At 45.2% G+C, this 22,703-nt stretch carries 21 protein-coding genes; 4 read left to right on the top strand and 17 right to left on the bottom strand.

Translation table 11 applies throughout. From position 1 onward, the window contains the following. Positions 1–4 precede the first annotated feature (4 nt). The 4 genes from AC2D6U_RS09570 to AC2D6U_RS09555 all read right to left on the bottom strand — a co-directional run bounded on the left by AC2D6U_RS09570 (position 5) and on the right by AC2D6U_RS09555 (position 3,324). Entirely contained in the window at positions 5–1,282 is a 1,278-nt protein-coding gene (locus AC2D6U_RS09570) for a Glu/Leu/Phe/Val family dehydrogenase (protein ID WP_484720756.1), read from the bottom strand. A gap of 83 nt (positions 1,283–1,365) precedes the next feature. Further along, a complete protein-coding gene (locus tag AC2D6U_RS09565; RefSeq protein WP_484720755.1) occupies positions 1,366–2,181 on the bottom strand; it encodes a phosphatidate cytidylyltransferase in 816 nt (271 codons plus the stop codon). Beyond that, positions 2,171–2,383, bottom strand: coding sequence for a putative signal transducing protein (locus AC2D6U_RS09560; protein ID WP_484720754.1), 213 nt, complete (start codon positions 2,381–2,383; stop codon positions 2,171–2,173). Before AC2D6U_RS09560 ends, AC2D6U_RS09565 begins: the two co-directional genes overlap by 11 nt. After that, on the bottom strand, positions 2,380–3,324 hold the full coding sequence (locus AC2D6U_RS09555) for a CPBP family intramembrane glutamic endopeptidase (protein WP_484720753.1): 945 nt from the start codon (positions 3,322–3,324) through the stop codon (positions 2,380–2,382). Before AC2D6U_RS09555 ends, AC2D6U_RS09560 begins: the two co-directional genes overlap by 4 nt. Positions 3,325–3,359: 35 nt before the next feature. Between AC2D6U_RS09555 and dusB the strand changes: the two genes are divergently transcribed. Both dusB and AC2D6U_RS09545 read left to right on the top strand, forming a co-directional pair. Then, the gene (dusB, locus tag AC2D6U_RS09550; protein ID WP_484720752.1) at positions 3,360–4,355 is read left to right on the top strand and encodes a tRNA dihydrouridine synthase DusB; all 996 of its coding nucleotides are present in this window, start codon (positions 3,360–3,362) and stop codon (positions 4,353–4,355) included. Between the two features lie 49 nt (positions 4,356–4,404). Next, positions 4,405–5,328 carry a DMT family transporter gene (locus tag AC2D6U_RS09545; protein ID WP_484720751.1) on the top strand — a complete coding sequence of 308 codons (924 nt, stop codon included), beginning with the start codon at positions 4,405–4,407 and terminating at the stop codon, positions 5,326–5,328. Between the two features lie 155 nt (positions 5,329–5,483). Here the strand turns inward: AC2D6U_RS09545 and AC2D6U_RS09540 are convergent, their stop codons facing one another. From AC2D6U_RS09540 to AC2D6U_RS09505, 8 genes are all read right to left on the bottom strand, one after another. Then, positions 5,484–6,131 carry an endonuclease/exonuclease/phosphatase family protein gene (locus AC2D6U_RS09540; protein WP_484720750.1) on the bottom strand — a complete coding sequence of 216 codons (648 nt, stop codon included), beginning with the start codon at positions 6,129–6,131 and terminating at the stop codon, positions 5,484–5,486. 48 nt (positions 6,132–6,179) lie between these two features. Beyond that, positions 6,180–6,350, bottom strand: coding sequence for a glycine zipper domain-containing protein (locus tag AC2D6U_RS09535; protein ID WP_484720749.1), 171 nt, complete (start codon positions 6,348–6,350; stop codon positions 6,180–6,182). Positions 6,351–6,415: 65 nt separating this feature from the next. After that, positions 6,416–7,165: a sulfite exporter TauE/SafE family protein gene (locus AC2D6U_RS09530; RefSeq protein ID WP_484720748.1), complete on the bottom strand. Its 750-nt coding sequence runs from the start codon at positions 7,163–7,165 to the stop codon at positions 6,416–6,418. A 75-nt stretch (positions 7,166–7,240) separates the two neighbouring features. Next, positions 7,241–8,698 (bottom strand): M28 family peptidase, encoded by a 1,458-nt coding sequence (locus AC2D6U_RS09525; RefSeq protein ID WP_484720747.1) that lies wholly within the window; start codon positions 8,696–8,698, stop codon positions 7,241–7,243. 79 nt (positions 8,699–8,777) lie between these two features. Next, positions 8,778–10,262, bottom strand: a complete 1,485-nt coding sequence (locus AC2D6U_RS09520) for an MFS transporter (protein WP_484720746.1) — start codon at positions 10,260–10,262, stop codon at positions 8,778–8,780. Between the two features lie 6 nt (positions 10,263–10,268). Next, entirely contained in the window at positions 10,269–11,642 is a 1,374-nt protein-coding gene (locus AC2D6U_RS09515) for an alpha-amylase family glycosyl hydrolase (RefSeq protein WP_484720745.1), read from the bottom strand. Beyond that, the gene (locus tag AC2D6U_RS09510) at positions 11,639–14,044 is read right to left on the bottom strand and encodes a glycoside hydrolase family 31 protein (RefSeq protein WP_484720744.1); all 2,406 of its coding nucleotides are present in this window, start codon (positions 14,042–14,044) and stop codon (positions 11,639–11,641) included. Before AC2D6U_RS09510 ends, AC2D6U_RS09515 begins: the two co-directional genes overlap by 4 nt. A 76-nt stretch (positions 14,045–14,120) precedes the next feature. Next, positions 14,121–15,161, bottom strand: coding sequence for a LacI family DNA-binding transcriptional regulator (locus AC2D6U_RS09505; protein WP_484720743.1), 1,041 nt, complete (start codon positions 15,159–15,161; stop codon positions 14,121–14,123). A gap of 401 nt (positions 15,162–15,562) precedes the next feature. On the opposite strand from AC2D6U_RS09505, the gene fbaA reads away from it, so the two are divergent. After that, on the top strand, positions 15,563–16,627 hold the full coding sequence (gene fbaA / locus AC2D6U_RS09500; RefSeq protein ID WP_484720742.1) for a class II fructose-bisphosphate aldolase: 1,065 nt from the start codon (positions 15,563–15,565) through the stop codon (positions 16,625–16,627). Between the two features lie 44 nt (positions 16,628–16,671). On the opposite strand, the gene pfkA is transcribed toward fbaA, so the two are convergent. The 5 genes from pfkA to AC2D6U_RS09475 form a co-directional block, all read right to left on the bottom strand. Continuing rightward, positions 16,672–17,655 (bottom strand): 6-phosphofructokinase, encoded by a 984-nt coding sequence (pfkA, locus tag AC2D6U_RS09495; protein WP_484720741.1) that lies wholly within the window; start codon positions 17,653–17,655, stop codon positions 16,672–16,674. Between the two features lie 138 nt (positions 17,656–17,793). Then, positions 17,794–18,363, bottom strand: a complete 570-nt coding sequence (locus AC2D6U_RS09490) for a NifU family protein (protein WP_484720740.1) — start codon at positions 18,361–18,363, stop codon at positions 17,794–17,796. A 46-nt stretch (positions 18,364–18,409) separates the two neighbouring features. After that, entirely contained in the window at positions 18,410–19,807 is a 1,398-nt protein-coding gene (locus AC2D6U_RS09485) for a dicarboxylate/amino acid:cation symporter (protein WP_484720739.1), read from the bottom strand. Between the two features lie 16 nt (positions 19,808–19,823). Next, positions 19,824–20,900, bottom strand: coding sequence for a chorismate synthase (aroC, locus tag AC2D6U_RS09480; RefSeq protein ID WP_484721761.1), 1,077 nt, complete (start codon positions 20,898–20,900; stop codon positions 19,824–19,826). Then, positions 20,900–22,348 (bottom strand): BatD family protein, encoded by a 1,449-nt coding sequence (locus AC2D6U_RS09475; protein ID WP_484720738.1) that lies wholly within the window; start codon positions 22,346–22,348, stop codon positions 20,900–20,902. The genes aroC and AC2D6U_RS09475 overlap by 1 nt, the downstream gene beginning before the upstream one ends. A 140-nt stretch (positions 22,349–22,488) precedes the next feature. Here AC2D6U_RS09475 and AC2D6U_RS09470 point away from each other — a divergent pair, with 140 nt between their 5' ends. Further along, entirely contained in the window at positions 22,489–22,680 is a 192-nt protein-coding gene (locus AC2D6U_RS09470) for a hypothetical protein (protein ID WP_484720737.1), read from the top strand. Positions 22,681–22,703 lie beyond the last annotated feature (23 nt).

Here is a 22,703-nt window from a genome sequence, read left to right as displayed (position 1 = left end):
TGGTTTAAAATCCTCCTCTGTATTTATAAGTTTCGGCCACTTTATCGATCGCAACAATATAGGCTGCGATACGCATTGGCACTTTGTATTTTTGAGAAGCGCTATACACCTTATCAAAGGCATCCTTCATGATCCGATCAGATCTTCTATTCACGCGTTCTCTCGTCCATTTATAACCCAATCGGTTTTGAACCCACTCAAAGTAAGAGACGGTTACGCCACCGGCATTGGCCAAAATATCAGGAGCAACCATGATGCCCTTTTCATTGATGATCGCATCTGCCTCCGCTGATGTCGGGCCATTTGCCCCTTCAACGATCAATTTCGCTTTTACGTCATTGACGTTGCCTTTATGGATCACATCTTCAACTGCTGCAGGAACAAGGACATCCACATCTAGTGTGAGTAGTTCATTGGAATCGTCCATGACAGTTGCGCCGTCAAAGCCCTCCAATGTTCCATTGTTATTGTTTCTGTAGCCGATCGCTTTGGCAATGTCAATACCGGATTCATTGTAGTAGGCACCGCTAATGTCGCTAACTGCAACCACTGTACATCCACGTTCAGCCAAAAGCAAAGCCGCATAAGAACCCACATTTCCAAAGCCTTGTACCGCTACAGTAGCGTGGTAAGGATTGATTTTTAGTTTCTCCATCGCAGCCAATGCCGATACCATCACGCCACGACCTGTTGCCTCTACTCGTCCAAGTGAACCACCAAGTACAAGGGGTTTCCCAGTCACAACGGCGTTCACCGTCGTACCTTCAGAACGAGAATACTCATCCATTAACCAGGCCATCTCACGCGGTCCGGTTCCCATATCAGGGGCAGGGATGTCGCGATCAGGACCGAACACGCCCAACATAGAGTTGGTGTAGGCTCTGGTCAGACGTTCCATTTCACCAGCTGACATTTCTCGTGGATTACACTTGATTCCACCTTTCGCACCTCCATAGGGAATGTCCACAACGGCACATTTCCAGGTCATCCAAGCGGCCAAGGCCTTAACTTCGTCGATGTTCACGTCCATCGCATACCGAACCCCACCTTTTGACGGGCCTAGGATATTCGAGTGAATGACGCGATGCCCCTCAAATACTTTGATGGAGCCGTCATCCATAGTGACAGGAAGTGATACAGAAACTTGTTTTGAAGGTGATTTTAATACGTTATACACTTGTTCGTCCAAACCCAATGCTTCAGTAGCAATGTTAAATCTGGACATCATTGACTCGAACGGATTTGCCTTGTCCGTAATTGGAGCCGGTTCAATGTAACCCATAGGGACTCTGTTGTTTTAAGATGGTGCCAAAATTAAGCAAAATTTGAAGCACAAATGGCAAATAAATGCCGCTTATTTCCACCTCAAATGATAAGATGAATGTAGAGTGTTGCGAACGGTAAAGCAAGGAATAAACCGTCAAAGCGATCTAAGAAGCCTCCATGGCCGGGTAAACTACTTCCGGAGTCCTTAATGGCAAGATTTCGCTTAAAAAGGGATTCCGCTAAATCGCCAATACTGCCAAAGACCGAGACAATTAAAGCCAGTCCAAGCCATTCGATCAGGGATAACTGGTCGAAGAGTGTACTCAAGCCAAAGCCAATGAGTAGTGCCAAAAGAATACCTCCCACACTTCCTTCTATGGTTTTCTTCGGAGAAACACTTTCGTAAAGCTTTGTTTTGCCCAACCAACGTCCGATCACATAGCCGCCTACGTCATTGGCCCACAAACAAAAGAGTAATCCGATGACCAATTCAGGTCTGTAGCTTCCTCCGTATAAGGCAATGATATTCAGTAGAGACATGGGCACCGCAATGTACACGATACCTAATGTGCTGAAGGCTACACTGCCAATGGCCTCGTCTTTATTTCTTCTAAAAATAGCCAGTCCTAGTATAGAGCTAGACCAAGCCAAATAGATCAGGAGATAAAGGATGTCAAAAGAACCCGAGCTGAACAAAAAGGTCAGGGCAAACAGAATGCCTGTATTGAGCAGGCCCCAGATCATGAAAGGTTTTTTGCCCGACCTTCTTCCTAATTGGAAAAATTCGAGAAGTGACAAAAGCGTAATGACCAAGAAAACAGCAAGATAGGTCCATTGATCATACAAAATGGCGCTCAGCAAAATCGCGACGCCAATCACAGAAGTAATGATACGGGCCATTAAATTACTCATCATCAAACTTAATTTCTTCTTTGATGATTTTAATGGCCTTTAGCACGGTATCCGGAGACACCCGGACTTCTAGTATACCCAATTGATATGAGCTATCCTTTAAGTTCACCACGGTGGCATGAAGAGCCGCATTGTTCAGAATGTCTTTTACAATTTCGGCCCGGTATGGGTTGCTCGTGGTATAAACAGTTTGCCAGGTGCTCAAGGATGTGTTGTTTGCGAGAAATTTTTCTTGAATAAAAGCATAAATCCACTAAATGCCACTAAACCTATCAAACTTACTGAAAGCGGTATGGATTCTGCACTGTCAATGTCAAGATCAATCACACCGACATTGGCGAGGTAAATCACTAAAACACTGATGCCATTGTTGGTCATGTGCGCAGCGATCGGATACCAAATGTTTCCTGACCATACGTAAAGATAGCCAAAGATGGCCCCTAGAACCATTCGTGGTACAAGACCGAAAAACTGAAAATGGATGAAGCTGAAAAAGAATGCAGCCACCCAAATAGCCACATGATGATTTTTTGTCCAACGATGTATGCTATTCTGGACGATCCCTCTGAACAAGAGTTCTTCACCAATTCCTGGTAAAACAGAGATCACGATCAAGCCCACCATGAATTGACCAAAAGTTTGAAAGTTGGTGAACTGTTCTGTTGTCCTGGCTAGCTCTTCCTCTAAATTCCGTAAGTAGTTCTCCAATCCTGAGAGTGCTTCCGGGAAGTGCCAACTCTGGTTCCATTCTACCAGATAGGAATTCACAAACATAAAGGCCACTGTCGCGAGAAAAGCAAGTCCGATCATGATTGGATTGGTCTGAGGGACAGGGCTTAAGTCTTGAAAGGACTTTTTCGCAATTACCTTCAGGAAAAACCAAGGAATAAAAAAGGTAAAGAATAGTGTGTAAAGAGATTGTCCACCGAGCACTTCTTCCAAGCTCAAGTACTCATAAATGAGGGTAGGATTTGACATGCTTTCTTCCAACGAAAGTCCGTTAATGACGGCCATTAAAATGGTCGCAAACCCGGCCAAAAACTGTCCGACGAAAATACCTACTAGAACAACTCCAAAAACGACCCAAAAGGTAGCCCGCTCCGATCTGCCTCCGGAGAGGTCTATGCCATTATCGATTCTCAACATTATGGCGTAAATTTACGCGAAATTTTGAGAAGGGTTTGGTTAAGATAGCAAACATAGAGGTCGCGGATTTTCCGCTTTTATTGGCTCCGATGGAGGACGTAAGCGATCCACCATTTAGAGCGGTATGCAAGGAAAATGGTGCTGATTTGATGTATACGGAGTTCATTTCTTCTGAAGGATTGATTCGGAATGCCGCGAAAAGTGTACAAAAGCTCGATATCTACGATTATGAACGGCCTATTGGCATTCAGATCTTTGGTGATAAGATCGACTCCATGCGCGAGGCAGCGACCATAGCCGAAGAAGCACAACCCGAGATCATCGACATTAATTATGGCTGCCCTGTGAAGAAAGTGGCCTGCAAGGGTGCTGGTGCAGGGATTCTATTGGACATTCCAAAGATGCAGGAAATGACGGCCGAGATCGTCAAACAAGTGAGTCTACCGGTAACGGTTAAAACTCGACTGGGCTGGGATGATAGCACCATACGCATTGTAGAAGTAGCCAAGAGACTGCAAGATGTGGGTGTTCAGGCCTTGACCATTCACGGCCGCACACGCCAGCAAATGTATAAGGGCAGTGCTGATTGGACGAAGATCGCTGAGGTAAAACATCATCCGGACATTCATATTCCGATATTCGGTAATGGCGACATTGATTCGCCGGAAAAGGCACTGGAATACAAAAAAACATTTGGTGTGGATGGTATCATGATCGGCAGAGCGGCCATAGGGTATCCTTGGATCTTCAATGAGATCAAACATTTCATGAAAACGGGAGAATTGCTGCCTCCACCCAGTATGGATGAGCGCGTCAAAGTGGCCAAACGACACTTGGAATTCTCTTTGGAATGGAAAGGGGAACGTCAAGGCATTTATGAAATGAGGAGGCATTACACCAATTACTTCCGAGGTATTCGCGACTTTAAACCGTACCGGACTCGGCTTGTGGAATCCGATGATCCTCAATTCCTTTTCGACACCCTAGATGAAATTCGCAGCGAGTTTTCTGACGCTTTTGCTATGGCCTAGGTGATGGGCAATCGAGAATTGTTCTACCTTTGGGCTTTTCCATTTTGAGATGAAAAACAACAATGTCCTGGCTTGGGCAATATTGGTTATTCTTGCGCTTGTTTGGGGCAGTAGCTTTATCCTGATCAAAAGAGGGCTTACCGTTTTTTCACCAGGTGAGGTGGGAGCCATTCGTATTCTAGCGGCCTGTTTGTTTCTGGTGCCAGTGAGCATTCCCAAACTTCGGAAGTTGAGCGCTTATCACATCAAGCTACTCTTTTTGATCGGTATGGTGGGCACCTTTATTCCTGCCTTTTTATTCGCATGGGGCCAAACGAAATTGGACAGCGGCATTACAGGAGTATTGAATGCCTTAACGCCAATTTTTACGCTCATCATGGGTGGCGTATTTTTTAACCAAAAATTCACGAAGGCCAATTATGCAGGCATTGCACTTGCTTTTGTCGGTACAACAGTTTTACTCTTGGCTGGAAGCGAAGGAGGACTTGGAACCATTAATTTCTACGCTTTTTTTATCGTTTTTGCCACCATATGCTATGGTACCAACCTTAATGTGATCAAGAACTATTTGGCTGATCTCAACCCGGTGGTCATTACCAGTGTGAGTATTCTGTTGGTGGGTCCTTTTGCCGGTATTTATTTATTGACCGCTACGGAGTTCGATCAGAAATTGGTTGAGGTTGACGGCGCAGTGTTGGCCTTCGGTTACATTTCCCTTCTTGGGATTATGGGGACCGCATTGGCCTTGATCATTTTTAATAAGCTGGTTCAAATCACAACGCCTATTTTCACTAGTACGGTCACCTATTTGATCCCGGTAGTTGCCTTGGGCTGGGGTATTTGGGATGGAGAAACCTTGAATAATGGTCAGTTGGCAGGCATTTTGACGATCTTGGTAGGGGTATTCATTACGAATAGGAAACGAAAAGTTCAATTCCCTTCATCGAAGCGGAAGGTCGCTAAAACAGGGTAGTGGTCTTGCGGATAAAATCCTTTTGACTTCCATTTATCAATTTTGTAGCTGGTCTTTACAACGCCATGATCGTCCAAAAAGAAGATATAATCATATCGTGGGCAATGGCTTCCTCCATGGTAGTCGTGATAGGTGCACCCAGACAGGACGTCTCCTTAAAAAGTATCGACAAAGAACTCTTCCATCCGCTTAATGATCGGATTCGTTGGCCGTACGTTGAAATCCCCTACTACAAAAGTAGGCATGGGGTCTGCTTCCGCAATCAGTTTTCTTAGTACCAATTCGATGGTGTTTTCACGACTATTTTCCGATCGGTGGTCTAAATGAATGTTCATCACTTTGATCTGTCGGCCTGTTTCGATGTCTTCGAAGATGGTCAAATTGCCTGTTCTCGGTAAGGTGTTGCCCCAGCTCTTTGACGCTGGTACATCAGGGGTATCTGAGAACCAAAAGGTGTCATGACTTGCGACTTTCCATTTTTTCTTATCGTAAAAGATGGCGTTTGCAGGGGCATCATCTTGGGCTTTAGTTCGACTTCTGTAGACCACATCCAGTCGAGGCACGGCATTTAAGATGTCTTTGATTTGTAAGGGTAGGGCTTCCTGCGTTGCGATGATGCCGTCACTGTAACTTTTGAATACCGCATGTACTCGTTTTCTTCTTTCACGCCACGAGTTTTCGCGATCAGCCGGTGTGCCGTAGCGCAAATTGAGGGTCACGATCTTCACATCGTCTTGCGCTTCAGAAGGGAAGGGATTAACGAAGCAAATGGCGAAAAACAGTATGGGAAACACAAATTTCACGCTATAAAGCGGCTAAAATTGACGCGAAAAACAAATTATAAGACTTGCTCAATCCTCTTGGTTCTTTTTGGAGTTGATGAATTCAAAACCAAGGCCCATGGCGACACCAACGGCAATACCAATGGCCAGGTTATCTAGGATAATGCCAATTCCAGCCCCCAGGCTGATGCCTGTTGCCATTCCTAAGCCTCTGGGTCGTTTGGGTTCTTTTTTATCCATTTGCTTAACGAAGGTATTGATTTATGACCAAAGCCTCTTACCCCTCTGTACGAGTGCTCACTGTTTTAAAAAAAGAAAAGTTTGATCGCAAAGGCCAAGGCGGTGAACATCACAAAATAACGGATCCATTTTTCATCCACACCTACCGACCAGCGGCTTGCCAGCCATCCACCAGTGGCATTGCCGATCGCCAAAGGAATACCAAAGGTCCAATTGACAATGCCATAAAATATGAAAATACCCAGGGCCACAAGCGTGTAGGTTAAGGCGACAAAAACCTTGATACTGTTGGTTTTGACAAGGCTAAAACCATTGATAAGTGTCAAGGCGGTGATCATTAAGTAACCGACACCCGCTTGAATGAACCCACCATAAACGCCAATAAAAAAGAATACAATGACCGAAATTGCGGTTGCTTTTTGAGAGGTGTCTTCCCCCTTGTGGTAGTTTTTAAAGGGGTTCCATCCCATGTAAATGACTACCCCGATGATCACAACAGCAAGGATCCTATTGAAGACGTCTTCATTGATATCGACCGCCAATGAGGCTCCAACGATTGCCCCCGCAAAAGCCGAAAAGCCTAGCCAAAGATTGAATGGGTAAACGGATATCCCTTTGCTCTTAAAACCCCTTACGGCAAAGATATTCTGTAAGATGATAGCCACTCGGTTGGTGGCATTGGCCATGTTCGGTGGAAGCCCCAAAAAAATAAGCACCGGCAACGAAAGAAGAGATCCGCCTCCCGCCAAGGTATTGAGAATGCCGGCGATTAGTCCGACAACGAATAGCAGAAGTAGTTCTAGTGAATTGTCCACTTTCTTGGAAGCCGTCTGGCGTTTATCTGAGTATCTTGAAAATAGGGCGAACCAATGGTCGTTTTATGATGGGGTTCACTCACCCCATCTCCAATCGCCGCCGATTTGAAGTTTTAGCTTTAGGTCATGGCCCTCTAAAAAGGCCTTCGTTTCCGAATCCGTGAGCTTTTTTGCCGGAAGTTCGTCCGCATCAGCTAAGGCATAAAGCATCATAGAACTGAAGCGCACATTATTGACCATATGCTCTTTGTTGACTAAATCGAAATCGTCGCAATCGGAATGGTAGCAGCCATAGATCGAACGGTCTAGATTAGAAGCGGGTGAGGTATATGGTACCCCTTGCAGCATAAAGGGCTGATGGTCGCTATGCAAACCGGCGCCATTGCTTATTCGGTTTTTAAAGGTGGTTGAATCCACCGCCATGATCTGCTCTCCAATTGCTTTGAAAAAGGCTTCAGCCTCGGGTCTTCCACCGGTTCCAAAGCCTACGGGATTTCCTGCCATGTCTTGATTCATGACATATTTTATCTGATCAATCGTGCCATTTTTGATGGCTTCATCAACCATGTATCTAGAACTTAAGAGGCCTTCCTCTTCACCCATGAACATCACGAACTGCACTGTTCTCTTGGGTTTAAGATCAAGTGCGGCAAATGTTCTCGCCATATCGAGTACAGCAAATGAACCGATGCCGTTATCAATAGCTCCGGTGGCCAAATCCCATGAGTCGAGGTGTCCTCCCACAATGATCTTTTCTTCCGGAAGCTCACTTCCTTCGATCGTCGCGATCACATTTCTTGCATTGATCAGTCCAGACTGATTGGTCATGCGGATGGATGAGTACTGCTTGGTTTTCGCTAGAGTTTCTTTCAATGCCAGGCCATCTTCCTTGCCTATGCACACAGCAGGGATAGAAATAAGGCTGCCCGTAACGGAGGCCGTACCGGTGAGTAAAACACCGCCATCCACTTGGTTGATGATGATGATTCCTTTTGCCCCATTCTGAATGGCAAGTGCTGTTTTCTCAGAACGATGCAGGTTTTGAGTGCCTTCGGGACTTCCAGGCAATACTCCAATATAGACCAAGGCAATTTTGCCTTTTACGGCTCCGGGTTTGGCGGCATAGTCTGCTTCCAGCCCATTGCCCATATCAACAATTTCACCAGTTACCTCTGCCTCAACGGGTGAGTGGGCCAAGGTGACAGCAGGCACATCGATCATGTTATTTCTGCTGCCGATCTTCACGTCAATATCGCCCCTCGACCAAGATTCCACCTCAAAGGGTTGATAGGCCACATTCAATCCATAACTCTTCAATAAATTATAGGTGTATTCTTCTGCTTTCGCCCCTTCCTCTGAGCCTGTTAACCGGTGGCCAATGGTTTTGGTCGCTTCTTCCAGGGTCTCATAGGCTTTGGAGTTGGCCAACGCTTCTTGATTGATTTTATTAAAGATTGTCGCTTGATCCTCTTTTTGTGTAGTACAGCCAAAAATGAGTAGGGCGGCTAAAAAAAGTAGTGATGATGGTCTCATACGAAAGAATGTTATGGGGTGAAGATAAAAAGAAAAAAGCAGTCAGTTGACTGCTTCTGTAGTCCAGATTTATTGTTTGTTACTGTGTATCGTCCACATTCAACGTGATCAAACCTGATATGATCATGGAGACTCCACCTAAAACCAGGATCAAGATCGTTTCGCCGCCAAAGAAGGTGTCCAAGATAAAACCCAAAAGAGAGGCTGCCACGATCTGTGGGATAACGATAAAGAAATTGAAAACCCCCATGTAGTATCCCATTTTTTCAGCGGGTAGTGAACCAGATAGGATCGCATAAGGGACGGAAAGGATACTTGCCCAAGCGATTCCCACGCCCACCATACTCAACCATAACATGCTGGGTTCGGTAATGAAATAAATGGAGATCAAGCCAAGCCCGCCCAAGACCAAAGCCAATAAGTGAGTGATCTTTCTGTTGGTTTTTCGGGCGATCCATGGAATGGCGATAGCAGCCAAGGCAGCGATGCCGTTATAGCCTCCAAAGAGGTTACTGACCATGTCTGCACCTTCATTGTATAATTTCGAAGTGGTATCGGAGGTACCGTAAATATGCGATGTCACAGCCGGTGTCGTGTAGATCCACATCGAGAATAAGGCAAACCAGGAGAAGAACTGAACAATAGCCAATTGCATCATGGTCTTCGGCATGGTATTGAAATCTTTCACGATATGAACCAATGCGCTTTTCGTTTTCCCGGCTTTTGTCCAGGATGATCCGAGCAAGTGAACAAGCCCAAAAAAGACCAGGCCACCACCGAGTACATGCAATTGAGGGTCTGTCTTGGTTGCTACCACAAAGGCAGAAAAGGCAAGTCCAGCGAAGGTCAATAGCCCACCGACCTTTGAGAATTTTCCAGCAAAAACGGGCGCTTCACTCTCAGTCATGGCAGGTTCATCGTGTTGTTCTCCTTCTTCCGGTGGGTATTCTTTTGTACTGAAAACCGTCCACATCACCGTGACAAAATAGGTGGCGGCGCCAATGTAGAAGGAATACTTAACCGATGGCGGGATCTCTCCATCCGGTGCTGTATTTGGGATGTTCAGCCAGTTGGCAAAGATCCAAGGCATAAAGGAAGCGATCAGTGCCCCAATACCAATGAAGAAGCTCTGCATGGCGAAACCCGACGTGCGTTGATCGTCTGGCAAAAGGTCACCGACGAAAGCTCTAAAGGGTTCCATCGTAATGTTGATCGACGCATCCATGATCCACAAAACCCCCACCGCCATCCATAGGGTAGGCGAATTGGGCATCAAGAGTATGGCAATGCTGCCAGCCACTGCACCCAGGGCAAAATAAGGACGTCTACGTCCCCATTTTGGTAGCCAGGTACGGTCTGAGTAATAGCCAATAATCGGCTGCATTATGAGTCCGGTTACCGGTGCAGCCAGCCAATAGATGGCGAGATTCTTTGTATCTGCTCCGAGGGTTTCAAAAATCCTACTGGTGTTGGCATTCTGCAAAGCAAAACCCATTTGAATGCCCAGAAATCCGAAACTCATGTTCCAGATCTGCAAAAAATTTAGGCGAGGTGTCTTTTCCATAAAAAATTATTTAGCGTACACCTTGTATCCAAAGGGTGCAATTTTCTGCTGCTGAGTGGCGGTGACTACACCACCCCCAAAGACTCGAACCATGGCCGGGTAGTCTCGGTCTATCTCAAAACTTACCTCCTCGTTCGAAATATTGATCATGACAAGTACTTCATTTTCATCATAGATTCGTTTAAACACCATGAGCTTGTCGTCGTGCATGGTGGGAATCCATTCCAAACTTCCTTGTCCGTTCCATAAGGCTGGATTTTGCTGCTTGAGGATGAAAAGCGTTTGCATTAAGTATTCAAAAACGTAGCCGCCAGACCAATCGATCGGATCTTTCTCAAAGAATTCAAGCCGTTTGGTATTGTTTGCTTCTTGCCCTGAATAAACCAGCGGCATGCCATAGGTGGTGGCTGCAAAAACAGTCCATGCCTCTTGGGCAGGGCCGAAAAACTCATCTGCTGTTCCGTTCCATGAATTTTCGTCGTGATTGGTGACGATGTTCATTTTATAGTAGCCTTTTGGATAGCGCGCAAAATCACGCTCGTACATCGCCTTAATGGCAGAGATTGTCTCTTCACCTGAAGCAACTTTGCGCATGAGGTGCATCAGTTCCCACGAATAGGTCATGTCAAACGCGTTTACATGGAGTTCGGGGTCTTCTCCTTCTGCCAACATGAAAACGGGCTTGATGGCATCGAGCTCTTTTCTTACTTCATCCCAAAAATCCATAGGTACCATTTCAGCCACATCGCAACGGTATCCATCAATGTCGAACTCTGCTACCCAGTATTTCAACGCATCTAGCATCGCGGCTCTCATTTCGGCGTTCATGTAATTCAGGTCAATCACATCCGACCAATCCTCTACCGGAGGCATAAATCCTCCGTCCTCTGTCAGGTTGTACCATTTCTTGTGTTCTTTTGTCCAGACATGGTCCCATGCGGTATGGTTGGCCACCCAATCAATGATGACCTTCATGTCGTTGGCATGGGCCGTCTCTATTAAACTCCGTAGGTCTTCGGCATTGCCAAACTCCGGATTAATGGCGAGGTAGTCTTTTACCGCATAATAGCTACCCAAGCTGCCTTTTCGGTTTTCTTCACCTACGGGATGTATCGGCATCAACCATAAGATGTCAATCCCTAAATCTTTCAAACGTGGGATGTCCTTTTCAAAAGCGGCAAAGGTGCCTTCCGGGGTATGCTGGCGAATATTGACTTCGTAAATAACGGCATCTTTGCTCCAGGAAGGATGATTCACAGAAGAAGTCAATGCTTCATTTGTGACGGTGTTTTTTTCTTCCTTTTGGTCACTTGAACAGCCAAAAAATGTGATCAACACGAAAAGGCTGAGAAAGGGTAAAAGGTGCTTTTGTGTTTTCATTTCCAAGTAATTTTAAGTGAATCTTGATTCAAATTAGTGCGTATCGTCATTAAATCGCTAATCAAATAATTTTTCTTTTGTCTTTGAGGCAAAGGATCGAATTCGGTCACCGGATCGATCAAACGAATGGTTTCTTTTTCGACGGAAATGGCTTGATCATTCACATGATAGTCAGCAGCAGGGAAGCCGTGTAGATATACCTTGAGTCGGTCAAAACTGCTTTGTTGCGAACCATCTATTTTAGCGATCTCTAAATGCCCTTCTTTTCCATTGAACTGGATCAAATGCTTACAGAATGCGCCTGCTTCATAATCAAATGTTTGCCCATCATCCTCGTAGAGCAGTTGTGATGTCGCTACTTCACCAAAATAAACATGCAATTTCAATTCGCCATCATGCGGTTCTTGCGTATGCTGCACAACGTTCTGCAGGGGAATAATAGCTCCCTCTTTAGCAAAAACCGGAAGATCTTCCATACTCGTGTGCACGATATGGTGCTGATTGCCCGCGAATTGTTCGTCAGTAAAGAAGTTGTACCAATTCCCTTCAGGGAGATAGATCTCTGCATACTCCTGCGTACTTACCGTTGGGCTCACCAATAACCACTTGCCTAGCGTGAAGGCGTTTTGGGCATTTCCTCCGTAGATGTGCTCATCGTTGAAATAATCTACAGCTAAGGACCTGTTGATCGGTACACCGGTTTGATGTGCTTCATAGAAACAAGTATAGAGGTAAGGGAGCAGTTGATAGCGCAGGTTGATGTAATTTCTGGTGATCTCTTCCACTTCTTCACCATAGGCCCAAGGTTCTGAATCTCTCGAGTTTACCATGCTGTGAACACGAAAAAACGGAGCAAAAGAAGCAACTGCGAGCCAGCGGGCAAATAGGGCAGGAGAACATTCATCGACAAATCCACCGATATCATAACCGCCAACAGGAATACCGGTCAGGCCAAGTGAATTGACTAATCGAACGCCCAATAACATGTGGTCATCTCCGGCAACGTTGTCACCTGTCCAGACGGCAGAATACCGCTGCACTCCGCTAAAGCCTGATCGTGTGAGTGCAAAGGGGCGCTTATTGCCCAGCTGTATTCTGGCACCTTCGTAAGTGGCCCGCACCATTTGATATCCGTAGACATTTCTTGCCTTGAGATAGGACACCTGTTGGTCTTCGTAATCAAATTCGACCATTTCAGCAATGTCCTGACCCCAGCATGCCGGTTCGTTCATGTCGTTCCAAAAGCCTTCAAGGCCGAGGTCGGTGTAGAATTTGAGTTCATCCGCCCACCAATCACGTCCGTTTTGGCTGGTGAAATCGGTGAAATGACTGTTGCCTGGCCATACCGATGCTTCGAGCTTGGAGCCATCGGGATACTTGACAAAGACATCTCGTTCAACTCCTCGATCATAGGTGCCGTAGCCTTTCTCTGTGGCGATGCCAGGATCAAGAATAACCACTGTTTTGAATCCTTGATCAGCAAGGCGGTCGATCAGGCCTTTTGGATCCGGAAAGCGCTCTTCATCAAAGGTGAAGGCTTTGTAGTCTTTCATGTAATGGATGTCAAAATAGATAACATCAGCGGGGATTTTTTTTGCGCGAAATGTATCCGCAATGTTCTTGATCTCGTGATCCGGATAATAGCTGAATCTACATTGTTGGAAACCCAAACTCCATTTAGGCGGAAGGTTAATGGTCCCCGTTAATTTGGCATAGGACTGAATGATGCTCGCCACATTCTCACCTTGAATGAAGTAGTAGTTGAGGTCTCCAGCTTCGGCGCTGAAATAACTAAAGCGGTCATTATTCGATGTTCCAAAATTGAAATGTGTTTTGTGGGTGTTATCGAAAAAGATCCCATAAGGCCTTCCTTCTCTTATGCCAATAAAAAATGGGGTAGACACATATAGAGGATCCGTGTCGTTGTTAAAGCCAAAGGCATCAGAATTCCAATTGTCGTAAGAACTTCCTCTACGATTCAGACCTCCCCCTTTTTCACCCAAACCAATGAATTTCTCATCTGCGCTGAGCTGCTTGTAATTCGTTACTTTATTACCGAGCCAGCTAATGCCAAAAGAAGGGTCATCGGCATTGATCAGATGATCGGTGGAGTCATAAAAGGAAAGGCGAAACGGAGAGCGTTGAATGTGCAAGGTGACTGCTGATGTTGAAAGTATGAGGCTCTCGGGACGTTCATCAAAGGACACTCCAACGGGCGAAGGATCCATCACAACAGAGAAAGGGTATACCTCAAATTTATTTTCTTTTGAAACTTGAATTCGTATGATGTTCTCATTGTATGGGGTAATGGCAAAGTTGGCGTTCTGCGTTTTTCCGGTCAATTGATCGTTGCGGTAAGCGTGTTCAATGACCGGGCCGATGCTTTCATTTCTTAGGTTCATAAAGACAAATTATAGAACCCCTATATTACTCAATTTAAATGAGGAAAAGCAGCCCCAAGAACCCCAAACGTTTGCATTAGGAGATCAGTACCTTTGACCGATCAGACGATTCCCGTATCACCAATGAAGTGTCGAGTATGCTGACATGTCCCTTGTTTTTTCCTTTGGAATTGATCTCATCGAGGATCAAACGGGCGGCTTCTCTTCCAATTTCATATCCCGGCTGTGAGACGCTGCTCAAGCTCGGGTTGAGCATGGAAGAAAATTGCCAATCGCTAAAGCCAATGATGGCAATGTCTTTCGGTGAGTCGAGCCCAGCTTTTTGAACGGCTTTCAAGGCGCCCAGTGCGGCCATGTCGTTGTTAGCAAAGACGCCGTCGATCGGAAGACCTTGCTCCAGCAAGTGGGTCATGACTCGTTCTGCTTCTTCAGGTGTTCCATTCCTGCATTCAACAATATGGTCTTGCCGATGCGGGATCTCATGGTCTTCGAGCGCTGATAAGTAACCTTCCGTTCTTTTGCGGCTGATGATCAGGTTATTCGGACCAGAAAGGTGTACGATATGCCGACAGTCTTGGGTGATCAGATGCTCTACCGCGTCGTAGGCACCTTGGTAGTCATCAATGATCACACTCGGTGCGTTCATGCCTTCTACCAAACGATCGAAAAAAACCATAGGGGTCCCGTCATCTGCTACCTTACGCAAATGCGCCAAGTCTTCTGTTTCCCTGGAAATGGAAACCAGCAGACCATCTACCCGGGCACTCATGAGGGCATCAATGCAGTCGGCTTCACGCTCAAAATTTTCGTTCGACTGACAGATCATGACGTTATACCCTTCTTTCATGGCTTCGTCTTCAATACCACTGATCACGGTTGAGAAAAAGAAATGAACGGTCTCTGGTATGACAACCCCGATGACATTGGTTTTTTGATTTCGAAGACTTAAAGCGATCGCATTGGGGCGATAGTTGTATTTATTGGCGAGCTCCGTGACAGCCTTCTTTGTAGCAGGACTGATTCCCGGGAAGTCTTTTAAGGCTCTGGAAACAGTGGAACACGAGATATTCAATTCCTTCGCAATGTCCTTGATCGTTACCTGTCCACTTTTCTTCATATCCTTCCCTAAAATATTCTATTGAAAGCTCATCAAAAGCACCTGTTATCTTCGGTGTTGATATAGATACACAAAATTTTTTTGAAAAAAATTTTTCTTCGAAATTTTATTGTTTGGGCAGTTTCAATCGTTTGCAAAATAGATGGAAGCCCCTGTCAACAAGCAAGTTGGATTGAATATTACTTTTCTATTCCCTACTTTTCCAATGTCTTATGACACGAACTTAACCTCGGTTAGGTTTTCATTAGACGGTAATTTCCTCCATTTCTATTATAGTTTACTTTGCTTATAGCGCTTTTCCAGGCGCTATAAGTCTTTCTAGGGAATTGACTTTTACCTTTCTAATCGACAGTAATTTTGTTTTCTTTACACTTGAAATTTATCGACCTAAATCAACAAAAATGGGAAAATTTAGAAGCGGAGTGCTATACGGTCAGGAGTTGATCGATTGCTTGAATTACGCTAAGGAGAATGAGTTTGCCATTCCGGCAGTGAATGTGGTGGGAACCACAACCATCAATGCCGTTTTAGAGACGGCAAAGAAGGTGAATTCACCTGTAATTGTGCAGTTTTCAGTGAGTGGAGCAGCGTTTTACGCAGGAAAATCATTGAATAACGATGGGTACAAAGCCTCAATTGCCGGAGCCATAGCAGGCGCTCAGCACGTCCATCTCCTTGCGGAACACTATGACGTTCCAGTGATTCTTCATACCGACCATGCCGCTAAAAAATTACTTCCTTGGATTGACGGGCTTCTTGAAGCAGGCGAAAAGTTCTATAAAGAAAAAGGTCAGCCCTTGTTCAGTACTCACATGCTCGACCTTTCAGAAGAAAGTTTGGAAGAGAATATCGAGATCAGTTGTGCGTATTTCGAACGAATGAATGCCATTGAAATGGGCATTGAGATCGAGCTAGGCATCACTGGTGGTGAAGAGGATGGAGTTGACAATACCGATGTAGATTCATCTCGTTTGTATACTCAGCCTGAAGAGGTTGCTCAAGCTTGGGATGCGTTAAGAAAAGTGGGTAAGATCTTTACTGTTGCTGCTTCTTTCGGTAATGTACACGGTGTGTACAAGCCAGGTAATGTAGAGTTGCGCCCAGAGATCTTGAAGAATTCTCAAGATTTTATCCAAGAGAAATTCGGGACGGAAGAGAAACCAGTTTGGTTTGTGTTCCATGGCGGCTCCGGTTCAGAACCAGAGAAAATTAAGCAAGCGACCTCTTACGGTTCCATCAAAATGAATATTGATACAGACGTGCAATGGGCATGTTGGGACGGTGTTCATGGATACTACAAGGACAAAAAGGACTATTTGCAAGGCCAGATCGGCAACCCGGATGGCGAAGATTCACCAAATAAAAAATACTACGATCCTAGGGCTTGGTTGAGAAAGGCAGAAGAATCAATCGTGACAAGGTTGGAGCGAGCATTCACTGAGCTCAATTGTAACAACAGAAATTAATTGACAAAGACAAACCAAAAAAAGGAGGCACGCGCCTCCTTTTTTTATATCGATAAGATCTTTGCAATCCTAAACTCTTCGTCGTCTAGGCGCTTTTCAATTTTTATGGCTTCGTGAATTGGGGTGTACTTAATTTCATTTTTGACCATGCCCACCATCACGTCCGATTTTCCTTCGCGGAGGCCTTCAACGGCAGCAACACCTAATCGGCTTGCCAACACACGGTCTAATGTGGTTGGAGAGCCCCCACGTTGCAGGTGGCCTAGAACCGTCACTCGAATATCAAAATAATCCAACTGTTCTTTCACTTGCGCAGCTATGTCGTAAGCGGAGCCCAAATGACAACCTTCTGCCACCACGACAACATTAGAACTTTTTTGACTTGCCGCTCCTTTACGTAGTCTTTTGATCAAGGCATCAATACTCCATTGGTGTTCAGGTACGATCATGGCAACAGCACCACCACCGATGGCAGAATTTACGGCAATAAAACCAGCGTCACGTCCCATGACTTCCACAAAGAATAGACGGTCATGCGAAGATGCCGTGTCTCTAATTTTATCAATAGCTTCACGCGCTGTATTACACGCCGTGTCAAAGCCAATGGTAAAGTCCGTTCCGGCTAAATCGTTATCAATGGTACCTGGGATTCCAATGACAGGAACATTAAATTCCTCACTAAAAATGGAAGCTCCTGTGAAGGACCCATCGCCACCAATCACGACCAATGCGTCTAGTCCACGTTTCCTAAAATTGTTGTATGCTTTTTTGCGGCCTTCCGGTGTGCGAAACTCTGCCGATCTGGCGGAAAGTAAAAAGGTGCCACCTCTACTCAGGATATTGGAAACGGAGCGCACATAGAGCTGTTCCATGTTGTCTGCGATAAGACCGTCATAGCCTTTATAAATGCCGAAAACGTCAATATCATAATATATACAAGCTCGCACAACGGCACGAACAGCCGCATTCATACCCGGGGCATCACCTCCAGAGGTGAGCACACCAATTTTTTTAATATCAGGTACCATAAGTGATGGTTAAGTAATCAAAAATAATGGTTTAGCTGACATTATTGCTCGTAGAGCATCACTATACTTGAGCAAACGTTTGTTGCATAAAAAAAGCCAAGTCTTTCGAATTGGCTTTTTTTGAGCATTGTCTTTCTTTTAAACGCCTTCGGCAACTACTTCATTGACCTCATTGGGCAACATGGTTTTGAGAAGGTTCTCTATCCCTTGTTTCAATGTGACAGTTGAGGCAGGACAGCCGGAGCATGAGCCTTGAAGTTCTACTTTGACAGTGCCTTCATTGAATGAAGCAAACGTGATGGCACCTCCGTCTTGTTCAACTGCAGGTCTTATGTACTCGTCCAATATGCCTTTAATTTTTTTCACAACCTCTGAATCATTTTCATCGAAGAGGGGATCTTTATCAGGAGCTTGATCGATCAGCGGTTTTTCTGCCTCTAAGTATGCCTTGATACAGTCTCTTATGGGATCTTGAATTTCGATCCAATCAACAGATGCCGACTTGGTTACTGTCACGAAATTGCTCATGAAGAATACACGCTCAACGTGCGGTAGATCGAAAAGGGCCTGTGCCAATGCGGAGTTATCGGCTGATGCTTTGTCTGGAAAATCAAAGCTAACGCCGTCTTGAAGTAACATGAAATTAACCACAAACTTCATTGAGTTAGGGTTAGGGTTCGCTTCCATGTAAATATTCACTGCTTTCATATCCTAATAGATTTCTTGAACAACTGCAAAGCTATGCGAATAGTTCTTAGTTCGTGCTTAATTCTCCCTCAGTTTTGGCTACAATGGTAGAGACCGACGCATCACCGGTCACATTGACGACAGTTCGCAACATGTCGAGAGGTCTGTCCACTGGGAATAGAATGGCCACCCAGGCTGGGTTTAACCCGACCGATTGCAAGACCAAGATCATCATGATCAGTCCGGCACTAGGCACAGCGGCTGAGCCAATCGAGGCCAAGGTTGCTGTCAACACAATGGTCAGTTGTTGAACACCTGTGAGGTCCACCATGTGCATTTGCGCAAGAAAAACAACGGCAACCGCCTGGTATAAACTTGTTCCATCCATGTTGACGGTTGCGCCGACAGGCAAGACAAAACTGGCCACTTTCTTAGACACACCCATGTTGTCTTCAACGCACTCCATGGTAACCGGGAGTGTCGCCGCACTTGAACTTGTGGAAAAGGCCATGAGCTGTGCTGGGCTCATGTTTTTAAAGAAGGTCCGGTAACCCATGTTCACCGTCAATTTGATGATGAGTGGATAGAAAACGAAGATCAAGAAAAGTAGTCCAAGGACTAAAGTGCCGGAATAGCTCGCAAGCCCCTTGAACACTTCGATCACTTCGCCAGGGGTATCGGCCATTTTCGCAATGATACCGGCAAGCAGGGCAAAAACGAAGAAAGGAGCAGCTTTCATGACCAGGTCAACCATCTTGAGGAAGACCTCATTCGACCCATTGATGAAGGCCGAAAGCCCACTGACTTTTTCTTCCGGAAGCATGGCCATGGTAATGCCAAAGAAGATGGCAAAGAAAATAACCTGGAGCATCAACTGTTGATTCGATAAAGAGAGCACGATATTTTCAGGCACCATGTCTACAATGAACTGAAGAGGACCTGCACCTTTTGAAGCTTCGGCAGCTTTCAACTTGGCTTCTAGGTCTGCTTTGGTTTTGTCGTCAAGTTCTTCTTCTGTTGCCTCAACGGTGTTGTAACGTGGGTCGCTCAAGTAATTCTTTCCATCCAAGATCTCCACACCGTCGGTTGCTGCCACCCAGCGTTCATATTTGAGACGGTTCTTGATGCGCGAATCTAGGTCAATGAATTTACCCGGTTGCAGGACGTTCACCAAAAGAAGGCCAATTCCCACAGCAGTCACTGTAGTGATCATGTAAAAGCCTAAGGTTTTACCACCCATACGCCCCAATTGCGACATGTCTTTTAAGCTCGATACCCCACTGATGATGGAAAACAGCACCAAAGGCACAGCGATGTACTTCAACATGCGGATGAAAATTTGTCCGAAAGGATCTATCCAATCAATAGTGAATTGGTTCCAACCTAAGTAGCTAGAGACAAATGCCCAGATCACTCCGGCAACAAGGCCTAACATGATCTTAACATGCAAAGGGAGCTTCTTCATAAAAGTTTAGGATTATCTACAGTCGATTTGATTTGCTAATTAGCAAATAATCGGCAATAACCAAAGCTGACATTGCATCAACGATCGGTACTGCTCGGGGCACAACGCAGGGGTCATGGCGCCCTTTTCCAGATACGGTGACCGCTTCTCCGGCTTCGTTTATGCTTTCCTGGTCAGCCATAATGGTAGCAACCGGTTTAAACGCCACATTGAAATAAATATCTTGTCCGTTGCTGATGCCGCCCTGTATGCCACCCGAATGATTCGTTCGTGTTTTTACTTCTTCTCCTTCCTTGAAAAAGGCATCATTGTGCTGAGAGCCATTCATTTGTACGCCTTCAAAACCACTGCCGTACTCAAAGCCTTTAACGGCATTGATGCTCAACATGGCTTTACCTAATTCGGCATGCAGCTTATCAAATACGGGTTCACCTAAACCTGCCGGCACTCCAGTGATCACTCCGGTGATTACTCCACCTATGGTGTCTCTATTTTTGCGCGTTTGATTGATCAATGCGATCATTTCTTCTGCTTTATCCGGATGGGGACAGCGAAGAATGTTGTCGTCAATACGGCTTAAATCTAATGCATGGTACGGTTCTTCGATCTTCAGTGTACCAACTTGAGACACATACGATTGACATTGAATTCCATGATGTTTTAAAAATAGCTTAGCAATTGCCCCGGCCGCTACCCGTGCAACAGTTTCTCTTGCCGAACTTCTGCCCCCTCCGCGATAATCGCGATGGCCGTATTTTGCCTGAAAGGTGTAATCGGCATGTGAGGGCCTGAATTTATCGGCAATGTGTGAATAGTCTTTACTCCGTTGATCTTCGTTTCTGATCAAAATGCTGATGGGGGTACCTGTTGATTTTCCTTCGAATACTCCTGATAAGATCTCAAATTCATCTGCTTCTTTGCGTTGCGTCGTGATTTTTGATTGGCCAGGTTTTCTGCGATTCAGCTCTTCTTGAATAAATGCCTCGTCAATGGTTAAACCGGCAGGACAACCTTCAATGATTACCCCGAGGGCAGGGCCATGGGATTCTCCGTAGGTGTGAATGCTAAAGAGTTTTCCGAATGTATTTCCCATCATTTTTTGAAGTAAAAGAAACCAGCAGCACCTAACATAACCAATAAAAGAATATTGGCAAGAATAAGGGGCGTCTTATCATCTGCTAAGTCTCTTAATTCATTGCTTGTGGTTTCGATGTTATCGTAGAAAGAGCCGAGGTCAGTTGAAGATATGGACACGTTCTTTTTGCTTTCTCCGGTTACGGTAAGGCTTACTGAGGCTTGTAAAGTATCGTAAACCTCTCGGTTTGGATCGAAGTAAACCCAGTTGAAATAATCTTTTAAGTCGTAAGTACCCGGTTCATTAGGAATACCAAAGAAACTGTAATTCTTGGAGCCCGTTACACGACCACCACCACGGTTGATGTCTTGGCTAATGTTTGGGGGGTATACGTCCAAGTTTTTATTCGAAGGAATGACAGGATCGTTGATGCCTGAAATATTGCCCTCACCGAAAATATTGAATTGATATTGGAAGCTTTCACCAGTTTCAACCGTCGTTTTATCAATTTGCTCATCCAATTCAAACTCGCCTACTGCCACCATGTCTTTCATTGGATGTGGAGGAAGCGGTCTAACCCTTACAGTTTTTTCTGTACTGTAGAAGGTTTTGTAGTCCTCTTGACGATCTCGCCCAAAGAAGGAAGGTGATTTTGCCACACGGTACTTGATCATTTCAAATGGAACCGAAGGAAAAACAATGGGCTCAAGGTTCAGGGGATAATAAGTGGCTTGGTAGATCTTATAGCGTGTATAGGTTTTACCATTGATCTGAACCCGCTCACCATAAATATTCTCAATGTTGAAATTCTCTTCCCAGCAGTTTTCCGGACGAATTTTCTTCAGCACTTCTGAGAGCTGTTTACCCGCCTCAGTGAACTGCAAGGGTGCTCGATTGGCATCTGCCACATAGAAGGCAAAGGTGGTCGTGAAACCCTCTCCGACAAAGACTTCATCTTTGTCTGTGGTCAGGGCCAAGAAGGCATCTTCTTTCACATCAACAAATTCGGGCTCGTTTCTGTTGCCGAAAAGGTCATCGAAAGGATCGTATCTCCTTCTTCTCGAATTTTGGGGCCTATCAACAGGTTTGGTTACCTGAATGGACTTTCCTTGCGATTCAATGGTCGTGCCGTTGACGTCAATGCTAAAAGGGGCTAGGGTATACCTGCCTTCTTCCAAAGGTAGGTAGCGTTGTGTGATACTCTGCGATGAGGTGATCTGTCCATTGACGATGTTCGTCTTGCTTGAAGATGAAGTACCGCGCTTAGCAAAACCGTCGATCTCAGGAAAATTTGTATAGCTTTTGATCGAGCCATTTTCAATGGTAATGGTAATTGTGAAGAGCTCATTTAGACCCACTTCATCTTTCCCTAACTGCACGGAAATTTCCTGTGCACGGACCTGCGGAACCATGCCTAGGCAGAGCATCAAGATGACAAGAATACTACTGGATTTTATCTTCAACATTTCGTATATTCACTAGCCTTTTGAAAATGATAATCAAATATAGATTCAATTTTCAAAAAGGTATAACCTGTTTATGTGAACGCGCGTATATCCATACGACCGATTCTTTAAATAGATTCATAACCTTAAACGTTCTTAACATGTTGGAATACTTCAAAACAATCCTCGCGAAGGTAAGCTTCGACAGAAGGCTATTTGAAAAAGAGTTAAGAAAGGCCATTAAGACACTCGTAAACAATGAGGTGGAGGATCTCAAAAAGTGGTGTTACGATAAATTTGGCCACATCTATGGTCCGGTTATCGACCGGCAGTTCGTGCTTGCACAAACCTAAAGTATGTATCATCAGCCCGTTCT

The organism is Roseivirga sp. YIW32, assembly GCF_057219245.1.
This window is presented reverse-complemented; position numbering and strand designations above follow the sequence as displayed.